Below are 12,609 nucleotides of genomic sequence, written 5' to 3'. Positions count from 1 at the left end.
GATAGTGAAGAGGTTGCTGATAATGAACGCAGATTGCAGAAAATTAGCGCGTTTTCTTAGCCGTTTATGGCTGGGGGCGATGCTTATGCTAGTGATGCTGAACACTGCTCTGGCGATGGTGCCAGTCAGTGAAGCTCAGCAAACTGAGACTATTCTGCAGGCCTTACCTGAGGCAACCCGTGTTGCTGATAAGGAAGCGCTGGACGGCGATCAGATTCTGATTCGACGTGTGTATACAGGCGATGAAGAAATCGCCTACGCCTTTAATACCAACGATGTAGTTAATATCCCCGCCTATTCTGGCAAACCAATTAATACTCTGATTGTCATGGACAGGGAAGGCCAGCTAGTCGTTACCCGGGTTCTTGAACATCATGAGCCTATTCTGTTAGTCGGCATTCCGGAACAAAAACTTTTTGATTTTACTGATAAGTACCAGGGACTGAATGTGACCGACAAGGTCAGAGTCGGTGCGGGTAATAATGAGGAGGTTAAAAACGTTGATGTAGTCTCCGGTGCAACTGTCACAGTGATGGTTGTGAACGAGGCGATTATGCGGGCGGCCAGAAAAGTCGCGCGTATTCTTGGCATTGCAGGTCTTTCTCAGGTCGCGGTTGTTCCCCCCGCGACTATCAGGCCTGAGGTGTTCTCTAAAGCAGACTGGTTGCAGTTGACTGGTGATGGATCTGTGCGTCGCCTGGCATTACAACGTAAAGACATTGATGCCGCTTTTGTAGGTACCAAAGCTGAGAATCAGGCGGCGAAAACACCTGCCATTGCTGATAAAGAATTCATTGAGTTGTATTACGCACCAGTTGATATCCCGACTATTGGACGCAATCTTCTTGGTGACCAGCAGTATGACTGGCTTATGGGCGAGCTTAATGCCGGCGACAGCGCCATTGCTGTGATGGGAGAGGGCGAATATTCCTTTAAAGGTAATGGTTATGTGCGCGGTGGTATTTTTGACCGCACTCAGCTGCAGCAGGCCGGTAAGGCGATCAGCTTTCATGATACCGATTACTACCGGCTGGATGATGTCTATATCGACGGCTTTCCGGGTTTTCGGGAGATGGCGATCTTTGTTATCCGTGATCAGTATGACTTTGATCCGGGGGCTCCCTGGCAACTGGAACTGTTAGTACGCCGTCAGATTGGCGCTCTGGACAGTGTATTTACCAGTTTCTACGGCGACTATTTAACACCTGAACAGTATTTGTTACGTCCTGAACCCGTTGCGCCCATTGCTGAAGTAGAATCTGAAGCGCTGTGGGTGAGCATCTGGCGTGAGAAAGCCTTCCAGATTGGCGTGCTGTCGGTGGCGCTGCTGGTGCTGTTCGTGATCATTTTTATTCAGGATGTACTTGTACGTTACCCACGGCTGATGCACGGCCTGCGTCATGGTTATCTGGTGTTTACCGTGGTGTTTATCGGTTGGTATGCACTGGGACAGCTGTCGGTGGTGAACGTCTTTACCTTTGTACATGCTTTCCAGGGTGATTTTCAGTGGGATCTGTTCCTGCTTGACCCAATGTTGTTCATTCTCTGGGGCTTTGTCGCAATGACTATGTTGTTGTGGGGCCGCGGGATCTTCTGTGGCTGGCTATGTCCGTTTGGAGCGCTGCAGGAGCTAATTAACGAAGTCGCCCGCCGCTTCAAAGTTAAGCAGTATGAAATTCCCTTTGCCGTACATGAACGCCTCTGGGCAATTAAATATGTGATTTTGCTGGCGCTGTTCGCCGTGTCGCTGGAGTCACTTTCTGAAGCTGAGCTTTATTCTGAAGTTGAGCCTTTTAAAACAACCTTCCTGCTGCAGTTCAACCGCGAATGGGGCTACGTGCTGTATGCCGTTGCTCTGCTGGTGATCAATATTTTCACCCGTAAAGTTTACTGCCGTTATATCTGCCCGCTGGGCGCTGCTCTGGCGATTCCTGCCCGGCTGCGTTTATTCGACTGGCTGAAACGCCGCAAAGAATGTGGCCAGCCCTGCAAAGTCTGTGCAAACGAATGCGAAATTCAGGCAATTCACCCTGATGGCTCTATCAATGCTAACGAGTGCCATCAGTGTCTGGATTGCCAGGTGACCTATTACCGAAATGACAAATGTCCACCGCTGGTGGTCAAGGCCCGAAAACGCGCTAAGCAGCAAGCTGCTATGGCAAAAATTGAGACTCTGGATGTGACCGATTCGGCGCCAGTGCCGAACGCTTAGTCCTTGTGTGGAGAATGAGAAGATGATTGATCCGAAAGATAAGAGCTTGCCGAAGATTGATGTTGAAGATCCGCAGGCAACAGAACATGTAAAAGTCAGCCGACGTTTATTCCTCGGTGGTTCAGCAGCGTTGGCTGGGGTTGCCAGCACCTTAGGTGCAGGTATGGGTAGTGCTTTGCTACCTTCTACCGCGCAGGCTTCTACCGGCGCTGCCGGCAGTGTTGGTCCGGGTGAACTGGATGAGTACTACGGTTTCTGGAGTGGTGGTCACTCTGGTGAAGTACGTATCCTTGGCTTGCCATCAATGCGTGAGCTGATGCGTATTCCGGTATTTAACGTTGATAGTGCGACCGGTTGGGGTATTACCAACGAAAGTAAGGTGATTCTGGGTGAAAACGCACCGTTAAATGGTGATTGTCACCATCCGCATATGTCCATGACAGATGGTCATTACGACGGCAAATATGTATTCATTAATGACAAGGCGAATACCCGTGTAGCGCGGATTCGCTGTGACATTATGAAAACTGACAAAATCACGACTATCCCTAACTGTCAGGCGATTCATGGTTTACGGGTACAGAAAGTACCGCATACCAAGTACTTATTTGCCAATGCAGAATTCCGTATTCCTCATCCGAATAATGGCTTGAATATGGATGACGTACCTGGCTACTACACACTGTTCAACGGTGTAGACGCAGAAAGCATGGACGTGTCCTGGCAGATCATTGTTGACGGTAACCTGGATAACACTGATGCGGATTACACCGGTAAGTATGCGTTCTCTACTTGTTATAACTCAGAAGGTGCTATTGATCTGACCGGTTCCATGAAGGCAGAGCGTGACCATCTGGTTATCTTCAATATTGAGCGTATTGAAGCAGCAGTTAAGGCTGGTAAATTTATTACTCTGGCTGGATCCGATGTACCGGTTCTGGACGGCCGTAAAGGTTCTGAGCTGACCCGCTATGTACCAGTGCCTAAGAACCCGCACGGTATCAACACTGCCCCGGGCGGTAAGTACGCGGTTGCCAACGGTAAGTTGTCTCCAACTGTCACTGTATTCCAGCTAGATAAGTTTGATGCTTTGTTTGACGACAAGATTAAGCCACGGGATACAGTAGTTGCTGAAGTTGAGCTGGGTCTTGGGCCATTGCACACAGCCTTTGACGGTAAAGGCAATGCGTTCACAACATTGTTCATCGATAGCCAGGTATGTAAGTGGAATGTCGAAAAAGCCATTCAGGCATATAACGGTGAAAACGTTGATTACATCCTGCAGAAGCTGGATGTGCATTATCAGCCAGGCCATAACCATACCAGCATGGGTGAAACCCGTGATGCTGATGGTAAGTATCTGGTATCACTGCAGAAGTTTGCTAAGGACCGCTTCTTACAGTGTGGCCCTCTGCATCCCGAAAATGATCAGCTGATTGATATTTCCGGCGATGAAATGAAACTTATCCATGACGGTCCTACGTATGCTGAGCCGCATGACTGCATGATCGTTCACCGTTCTAAAGTGAAAACCCGCAAGCTGTACGACCGTGAAGATCCAACTTTTGCCGGCACTATTGCAATGGCGAAAGCGGATGGGGTTAACGTACACACTGAAAACAAGGTTATTCGTGACGGCAACAAGGTACGTGTCTATATGACGTCTGTTGCACCTGCTTATGGCATGAATGAGTTCAGCGTGAAGCAGGGCGATGAAGTAACGGTTGTTATTACCAACCTTGACCAGATCGAAGACGTAACTCACGGTTTCTGTATGGTGAATCACGGTGTGCAGATGGAAATCAGCCCGCAACAAACCGCGTCTGTGACCTTTATGGCTGATAAGCCAGGGGTGCAGTGGTTCTATTGCAACTGGTTCTGTCATGCGCTGCACATGGAAATGCGTGGCCGTATGTTGGTTGAACCTGCTTAAAGGCAGTAATCGCCGGGCGGTATGATCGCCCGGCTTGTTTGAGAGGTAACAGATGCTGAATCTGACTGGAAGGATTTTTGGCCTGCTGGCACTGCTGACCAGCAGCGTAACCAGTGCGGCTGTGATTCAGTTAACTCCGCAAGATGACCTGCAGCTGGTGCTGGATCGCAGCCAGGCAGGTGACACTCTGGTATTAGGCGAAGGTGAATACCGGGGAAACTTTGTTGTTCGACAGACGATAGAACTGACTGCTCAGAAGGGAGCTGTCATTGATGCTGCCGGTAAAGGGCATGCATTACAGGTTGAAGCTGAAAAAAGTTATGTTCATGATCTACGGATTATTAACTGGGGTGAAGATCTGACCAATCAGGATGCCGGTATCTTACTGGCAACGTCAGCCACCGGAAGCCGTATAGAGAATAACAGCCTTTATGGCGGTGGTTTTGGTATCTGGGTTGATGCCACCCAGCAAGCCCGGATTTTGAATAATAAGGTACGTGGTAATCTCGAATTACGTGCCTCCGATCGTGGTAACGGGATCCATTTATTCAATGTCAGCCAGGCGCTGGTAAAGGGGAATGAGGTTTGGGAAACCCGCGACGGCATTTATATCGACACCAGTAATGGTAATGAGCTGGTGGGTAATTATCTGCACGACCTTCGCTATGGCGTGCATTACATGTATTCCTACAATAATTTGCTGCAAGACAATCTGACTGAAAATACCCGGACAGGTTATGCGCTGATGCAGTCAAAATATCTGACAGTGTTGAATAACCGTTCCGTCAATGACGTCAATTACGGCATTTTGATGAACTACATCACGAATTCAACACTGCGCAATAATGATATCCGCGGTATTCAGAATCGCCACAATCCTCATATGCAGAAAACTGGCACTAATGCAGCCAGGCGAGCAGGTCTGGAAGGTAAAGCGCTATTTATCTACAACTCACTATTTAATGAATTTACCGACAACCGTTTTGCCGATAGCGATATTGGCATTCACCTCACTGCAGCTTCTGAAGATAACACGCTAGTGGGCAATGCCTTTGTGAATAACAAAACTCAGGTGAAATATGTTTCAACCCGTACTCAGGACTGGGCGGGTAATTACTGGAGTGATTATCTGGGCTGGGATATGAATGGCGATGGCGTTGGGGATATCGAATACGAACCGAATGACAGTGTTGACCGTTTATTGTGGAAGTTTCCGGCTGCCAAATTGCTGCTTAACAGTCCTGCTATTGAGACCCTGCGCTGGGTACAGCGACAATTTCCAGTGCTTAAAGGGCCAGGTGTAGTGGATAGTCAGCCATTAATGGCTGAACGGCCACAGAAACAGGCTGGAATGCAGGCTACAGATGAAGACAGCTCTCTGGCAATCCAGATACAGGCAGGTACAGAATGATGAGTAGTACAGAGAATATCGTTGAATTAATAGAAGTTGAAAAGAAGTATCTGGGCGTCAATGCTTTGCAGAGCCTGAGCCTGAATTTACAGGCGGGTGAAGTCTTCGGACTGTTTGGCCATAACGGTGCAGGTAAGACCACCATTATTAAACTGATTCTGGGTTTAATTGAAGCGACATCTGGCAGTGTCAGTGTATTTGGTAAGGATCCTACTCAATCCGGTGCCCGTGAGTTACGTGGCAAGCTAGGGTTCCTGCAGGAAAATGTCAGCTTTTATGACCAGCTTACAGGTCAGGAAGTACTCGAATATTTTGCCCGATTAAAGGGCTTTGCGCGTAAATCCTGCCGTAAAGAGTGCCTGGAGCTTCTGGCACAGGTTGGTTTAAAAGATGCTTCAGGCAGGCGGGTGAAAACCTATTCAAAAGGTATGCGTCAGCGTTTGGGATTAGCTCAGGCTTTGCTGGGGAGTCCACGGCTGCTGTTACTGGATGAACCGACCGTTGGTTTAGATCCTATTGCCACCCAGGACTTTTACCACAGCATTGATCATTTAAAGCATCAGGGTTGCACTGTGGTGTTGTGCTCACATGTACTGCCAGGAGTGGAGAAATATATCGACCGGGCATTAATTTTGGGGCAGGGCGAAGTACTTGCCAGTGGCAGCATTGAACAGTTACGCAGTCAGGCAAACCTACCGGCGGTGTTTCAGTTACAGGGGCAGTCAGAAGTGTTACCTGAGGATTTGCGTTTGCTGGCCCGCTGTGACAGCTCAGGTATGCGTATGGCAGTACCTATGCAGGAAAAAATGCAGACCCTGCGTACGCTGGCAAGTTTATCCGGCGTAGAAAATATTGATGTGCAGTTACCTTCACTGGAAGACCTGTATACCCACTTTATTCAGCGCCATTGTGATGAGGAGGCTGCGTTATGATGCTTAATCCATTATTGACAGTTGCGGGCAAGGAATTCCGCGACGGTTTACGAAACCGCTGGGTTTTGTCGATCTGTATTATTTTTGCCGTATTGGCTATCGGGCTTGCTTACTTCGGCGCAGCAGCCGCGGGTAAGGTAGGTTTTACTTCTTTGTCGACGACTATTGTGAGCCTGGCAAGCCTTGCGGTTTTCATTATTCCGCTAATTGCTCTGATGCTGTCGTACGATGGCATTGTTGGTGAAGATGAAAGTGGCACTTTGCTACTACTGATGACCTATCCGCTTTCAAGAACTCAGCTTTTATTAGGTAAGATGCTAGGGCAGGGCGCGATAATGGCGTTTTCAACCCTGATTGGTTTCGGCTCTTCGGCGCTGATGATTGGCTTATTTTCAGCCAGCACGTCATGGAGCGATTTATTGATGCCTTACACAGTATTTATTTTATCTGCGATGTTGCTGGGCTGGATATTTATCGCTATTGCGTATGTGATCAGTGCCAGTGTTGCAGAAAAATCTAAAGCGGCGGGTATCGCGCTGATTATCTGGTTTATTTTCGTCTTAGTATTTGATCTGGGGTTACTGGGCTTACTGGTCTCTACTGAGGGTAATGTCGACGCTAATTTGTTTCCATATATGTTGTTGCTGAATCCGACAGATATTTTCAGACTGGTTAACATTACTTATTTTGCCGATCAGAACCTGACCGGTCTGATGGCTATTGCACAGCAAACTCAGTTTTCACTGTATGGATTACTGGCAGGGTTAGTGGCCTGGCTGGTGATGCCTGCCAGCCTGGCTATGTACATTTTTAACCGCCGTGGTTTGTGAGCCAGGAGGCTGTGATGAAATTCGTTTTGAATGAAATATCTCTGGTTAAAACCCAAATTATCAAAACACTATTGATGCTGCTGTTGTCTGTGGGTTTGTTAGCAGGTTGTACTGAAGATGAACAGGCTGCAATGGTTCAGCAGGCAGTGGCAATAGAGAGCGGTGAAGAGTGCCACTTATGCGGCATGATCATTACCAATTACCCGGGGCCGAAAGGCCAGCTGTTCAGCAAGGGCATTGAAGGTAACCTGAAGTTCTGTTCAACCCGGGATATGTTTGCGTTTATTGTGGACCCGGAAAATAGCCATAACGTGAAGCAGGCTTTTGTACATGATATGGCCGTCACGCCCTGGGACCACCCGGATGAAGAAACCTATGTGGATGCCCGTGAGGCCTGGTATGTCATAGGGCATTCTAAACAGGGAGCTATGGGGGCTACTTTGGCGAGTTTTGCCCGCCAAGAGGATGCTCAGGCATTTGCTGATGCCGAAGGCGGTGAAATACTTGGCTTTGAACAGATTGATTTGCAAGTGCTGGTGGACATGACACGTGGCCACTGAGGTATGCTTTTGTCGTATCTAACTTAAGAGCATCTGGATATTAGAGCTTCCTTCGTGACTGACCTATAATCAGCGCGAATTTGTATTTTCAAAAGGAAGCACGGCATGGCCGCAAGTGAGCAGATATCTACTTATCAGTCCTGGCAGGACAGCGCTGAACAACTGATCAGCAATGGGCTGGCAAACCAGGCTTTTATTGATGGTGAGTTTTGTGATGCTGCCAGCGGTGCAACTTTCGACTGTATCTCACCGAGAAATGGTCAGCTGCTTACCCGCATCGCCGCCTGCGACGCAGAGGATGTTGATAAAGCAGTGGCCACAGCGCGGCAAGCTTTTGACGCAGGTGTCTGGTCTGGTCTTATGCCTAAGCAGCGTAAGAAAATTCTGCAGGCCTTTGCCGATGAGCTGGAAGCACATGCTGACGAATTAGCGTTGCTGGAAAGCCTGGATATGGGCATGACCATCAGAGATAGCAGCACTATGAATCTTCCTGGTGCTGTGGAATGCGTAAACTGGTACGCCGAGCTGGCAGACAAACTCTACGACGAAATTGCCCCTACTCAACCTAATGCCTTAACCCGGATTCATCGGGTGCCTGTTGGTGTGGTGGCGGCTATCGTTCCCTGGAATTATCCGCTAATGATCGCGTGCTGGAAAGCAGCGCCAGCTCTGGCTGCTGGTAATTCCGTTGTGCTTAAACCGGCAGAACAGTCTTCGCTTACTGCTATTCGTATGGCCGAACTGGCGCATAAAGCTGGGGTTCCTTCTGGTGTATTTAATGTTGTTCCCGGGATGGGAGATGTTGCCGGTAAAGCGTTGGGGCTGCATATGGATGTTGATGCACTTGCCTTTACCGGATCAAGCAGAGTCGGTGGCTTATATATGCAGTATGCAGGTCAGTCGAATCTGAAACGGGTGGCACTGGAGTGCGGTGGTAAAACGCCTAATATCGTTCTGGATGACGTTGAAGATTTGGACAAAGCCGCCGCAGCGATTGTATTAGGTGCTTTCTCGAATCAGGGGCAGATATGTAATGCCGGTTCACGGCTGATTGTTGATCGTAAAGTTCATCAGCCGCTGATGGATAAAGTCAGAATTTTAGCTGAGAAAATCAAACCGGCGGATCCTCTTGATCCGGCAACTGAGTTCAGTTGCCTGGTTGATGCACGGCATACCGCTAATGTCCTGCGATATATTCAGGCAGGAAATGAAGCCGGTGCAAAGCTGGTCTGTGGTGGAGAGCAGGAAGCAGGAGATGATTGTCAGTGTTATTTGCAGGCAACTATCTTTGATAACGTCAGTGCAGATATGCGCATTGCCAGTGAAGAAATCTTTGGGCCTGTTTTATCGGTCATTCCGGTGGATTCACTTGAACAAGCGATCGCTGTGGCAAACGCAACGGTTTATGGTTTAGGTGCTGCGGTCTGGACCAGAGATATGAAGCGTATGGAGCAGGCAGCTCATGATATTAAAGCCGGCGTTATCTGGATCAATTGTCATGATCACGGTGATATTTCATCACCAGTTGGCGGCTTTAAACAGTCCGGTTTTGGCAGGGATAAGTCGATTCATGCGATGGATAAGTATGTTGAATATAAAACTGTGTGGATTGATTTGAGCTAGATTGCTAGACCTTGTCTGATTATTATCCGGACATTGTTATATACAGGGCTTCAGTGCGTGGGGCAGTGCGGATAGACAGCATTGCTTCATCACTGATCAGAGCCGCATCTCCCGGTGACATCAGCGATCCGTTAATTTCCAGCTCACCTTTTAACAGTTGCAAAAAGCCATGCTTTTCTGCCGGTAACCCACAGGCTGTTTTACCCAGCTTCAGACGATATATACAGATGTTCTGTTGCAGCAGCATTGAGCCGTCACGGCCATCCGGTGAAGCGACCAGCAGTGTACCGTTGGAAGGCGAAAGTTTTGCTTGCTGGAGGTTTGCCTGAAGTTGCAAGCCGGCGTTGGGGGTGAACCACAGTTGCAGCATTCGCAGAGTTTTGCCGGCACCGTTGTTGGTTAGGTTGAAGTCAATTTCATCGGCTGCACTGAGCAGCAATGCCCCGCCAGGGCTTTTAAACATGCCTTTGCGGCCAAGGGAGTCATGAAACTGTGCCTGACCTTCAAGTATCAGGCTGAAGACTTCGGTTTGCTGAAACTGGCAGGGGTCGATGCTGGCACCGGGGTGCAGAGAATCTTCATTACAGGCACGTAGGTTAGCAAGGCCCATAAAGTCAGGATCAAAGTAGCTGGCAAAAGAGAAACAATAGTGGCTTTCCAACCAGCCATAGTGTGCAAAACCCCGATCGTTCGAGCGTCTGATCCTGATCATCTCTGTTCTCTTCTGTGAGTGTGTTTTGTCGATCCGCCTTAGTTTTATTCGTATTGCTTAAAAATTATCCTAACTGCTTGTTTTTGATAAAGCCAGCTAGGGCCTGTATTTGCCTGACCGTTTTGAACATTAGTAACTGAAAAGGAACTATTGAAAAGATCGCTCGTCCCTAGTTGTGAAAACAGTAACGTGAAATGAAAACAAAACTGCCGGCGTATAGCCGGCAGATCTGATGTGTAGCTAAAAGATGATCAGCCGAGTCGGAAGCGGCTAACGGTGTCCTGTAAGTTAGCTGCCAGAGCAGAGAGTTCTTCACTGGAGCGGGCGATTTCAAGAGCACCTTCACTGGATGCGTTAGATGTATCCTGAATAGTGACTAAAGAACGGTCAATTTCTTCAGAGACACTGGTTTGTTCGCTGGATGCGCTGGCGATCTGAGTATTCATGTTGGTAATGTTACGTACAGCAACAGAGATTGCTTTAAGCGCATCGCCGGCTTCTGCTGCTTTATCACCTGCATTTTTTGCTTTTTCCTGGCCATCAGACATTGCGTTTACTGCGTTCATCGTGCCGGTTTGTAAACGTTCAATTGCGTTTTGTATTTCCTGAGTGGAGAGCTGCGTACGTTGTGCCAGGGTACGTACTTCATCAGCAACCACGGCAAACCCTCGACCCTGATCACCGGCCCGGGCAGCCTCAATCGCCGCGTTCAGTGCCAGCAGGTTGGTTTGTTCAGCAATTTCTTTTATCACATCAACAATTGAACCTATGCTCTCGCTGTCAGATTCCAGGGTGCGAATGTGTTCAGAAACGGTAACAACATCTTCAACCAGTGCGTTAGTGGCACCGATAGCTTCTTCTACGATTGAGTTACCCTGTTCAGCTTGCTCGCTGGTGTCCTGGGCGTCTTTATCAGCCATTTCTGCGTTTTGTGAGATCTCATGTGCAGTAGCGACCATTTCGTTCATCGCGGTTGCTACTTGCTCAATTTCTAAGCGCTGTGCATCAATACTCTGGTTCGCCCGGGTACTAACCTCAGTCATACCGCCCGCCGAGCCGGAAAGTTGTGTTGCTGCGCTGCTGATTTGCGTGATGATATCGCGCATTTGTAACAACATTTTATTGAAGCTGGTGGACATTGCGCCCAGTTCATCGTTGTTTTCGACTTTAAGTTCCAAGGTCAGGTCTGACTTATCAGCGATTGTTTCGATGGTTTTTTGTGCATTTTGTAACGGTAGTACAACTGAGCGATATACACCTATAGAGAAGAACAGTAGTAAGGCTGAAATCAGGATGCTGGTGCCGCCAAGGTATAAAATACTCTCTTCATATAAATGCTCGATATTTTCGTATTCTTCTTTGGCCACACGTAACTGGAGGTTGACCAGCTCTGTGATTTTTTCACTGATAGGATCAATATCTTTATAAAGCGGTCCGTCAAATTGAGACAGGTTGTTTTTAGGATCCCCGGAGAATTTTTTCAGGTCACCAAGCAGACGGTCGATTGCACGGTTGGCAGAAGTAAACAGTTGCTCGGCCTCCTGTGCTAACCGGGCTTCTTCAGGCGTGAGTTCTGTTGCCATGTATTTTTGCCACTTTTCGGCAATTTCAGTTTTAGAGGCTTCAATGTCGGAAACCGCTCGACTGACAGGAATCAGGCCGGCGTTAGCTTTGTTGACGGCGTCTATAACCAGTACGGCGTAGTCGTCAGCAATTACTTTGAGATCTTCGAGGGGAACGACACGGTCGTTGTACATTCGCGCGGAGCCGTTGACGGTGCTTTTAAGTTCGAAAAGGGCTGTCGCTAAAACGATTATCAGACCAATAATTGGCAGGCCTGACATAATAATCAATTTTGATTTAATGGATATATTCTTAAACATAACTAACGATTCCGTAGTACATCAGTTTACGAATTGTATCCTTACGCGTTGCGCTACCAGCCGATAATCTGAAGAGGTTCTAAATTGCCAAACCTAAGCAGCACTTATTTCGTCCTAGTGATTTAATCCTAGCATTACGATTTCCTGATTGAGAAGCCCTACTGTAGCGAATGCCCCCATTTTGGGAGATAGGTTTGATTAAATTGACGAGGTGCAAGCCCTTGTTTGTTATGGGTTTTTTGTAGGGTTTAAACGTTTGTTCGGCATTGTTATGCTTAATGTTCTAGCTTAGATGTTACTGTTTTATAAAGGTTTTTTTGTTTTTGGATGGTGATTTTAAGCGCTGTTTCAGAGGCTGGTTGAATTTAAATGTGTGGATGATTGAAGGGCGAAAAAACCGCATTAAAAATATAATTAATATTTTTTGAATTAATATTCAGTTAAGTTTCAGAAGCAGTTTATTTGTTAAGTTAATATTTATTTGACTAAGTGGTCAGTAATATTAATGATAAT

General features: G+C 47.7%; 9 protein-coding genes. 7 read left to right on the top strand and 2 right to left on the bottom strand.

What is annotated here, in order from left to right:
- Nucleotides 1–22: 22 nt before the first annotated feature.
- The 7 genes from nosR to OCU49_RS16195 all read left to right on the top strand — a co-directional run bounded on the left by nosR (nucleotide 23) and on the right by OCU49_RS16195 (nucleotide 9,501).
- A complete protein-coding gene (gene nosR, locus OCU49_RS16225) occupies nucleotides 23–2,212 on the top strand; it encodes a transcriptional regulator NosR (protein WP_261841598.1) in 2,190 nt (729 codons plus the stop codon).
- Nucleotides 2,213–2,234: 22 nt separating this feature from the next.
- Nucleotides 2,235–4,145, top strand: a complete 1,911-nt coding sequence (gene nosZ / locus OCU49_RS16220; RefSeq protein ID WP_261841597.1) for a TAT-dependent nitrous-oxide reductase — start codon at nucleotides 2,235–2,237, stop codon at nucleotides 4,143–4,145.
- A gap of 52 nt (nucleotides 4,146–4,197) precedes the next feature.
- Nucleotides 4,198–5,556, top strand: coding sequence for a nitrous oxide reductase family maturation protein NosD (locus OCU49_RS16215; RefSeq protein ID WP_261841596.1), 1,359 nt, complete (start codon nucleotides 4,198–4,200; stop codon nucleotides 5,554–5,556).
- A complete protein-coding gene (locus tag OCU49_RS16210; protein ID WP_261841595.1) occupies nucleotides 5,553–6,488 on the top strand; it encodes an ABC transporter ATP-binding protein in 936 nt (311 codons plus the stop codon). Before OCU49_RS16215 ends, OCU49_RS16210 begins: the two co-directional genes overlap by 4 nt.
- Nucleotides 6,485–7,318, top strand: a complete 834-nt coding sequence (locus OCU49_RS16205) for an ABC transporter permease (RefSeq protein WP_261841594.1) — start codon at nucleotides 6,485–6,487, stop codon at nucleotides 7,316–7,318. Before OCU49_RS16210 ends, OCU49_RS16205 begins: the two co-directional genes overlap by 4 nt.
- A 14-nt stretch (nucleotides 7,319–7,332) precedes the next feature.
- Nucleotides 7,333–7,878 (top strand): nitrous oxide reductase accessory protein NosL, encoded by a 546-nt coding sequence (locus tag OCU49_RS16200; protein ID WP_261841593.1) that lies wholly within the window; start codon nucleotides 7,333–7,335, stop codon nucleotides 7,876–7,878.
- A 105-nt stretch (nucleotides 7,879–7,983) separates the two neighbouring features.
- On the top strand, nucleotides 7,984–9,501 hold the full coding sequence (locus OCU49_RS16195; protein WP_261841592.1) for an aldehyde dehydrogenase: 1,518 nt from the start codon (nucleotides 7,984–7,986) through the stop codon (nucleotides 9,499–9,501).
- A 22-nt stretch (nucleotides 9,502–9,523) separates the two neighbouring features.
- Here OCU49_RS16195 and OCU49_RS16190 read toward each other — a convergent pair whose 3' ends face one another.
- Nucleotides 9,524–10,213: a pirin family protein gene (locus OCU49_RS16190; protein WP_261841591.1), complete on the bottom strand. Its 690-nt coding sequence runs from the start codon at nucleotides 10,211–10,213 to the stop codon at nucleotides 9,524–9,526.
- Nucleotides 10,214–10,464: 251 nt separating this feature from the next.
- Nucleotides 10,465–12,096, bottom strand: coding sequence for a methyl-accepting chemotaxis protein (locus OCU49_RS16185; protein WP_261841590.1), 1,632 nt, complete (start codon nucleotides 12,094–12,096; stop codon nucleotides 10,465–10,467).
- Nucleotides 12,097–12,609: the final 513 nt, after the last annotated feature.

The sequence above is a fragment of the Aliamphritea ceti genome, assembly GCF_024347215.1.
GTDB lineage: Bacteria > Pseudomonadota > Gammaproteobacteria > Pseudomonadales > Balneatricaceae > Amphritea > Amphritea ceti.
The sequence above is the reverse complement of the archived record's forward strand: the minus strand, read 5'-3'. Positions and strand labels throughout refer to the sequence as shown.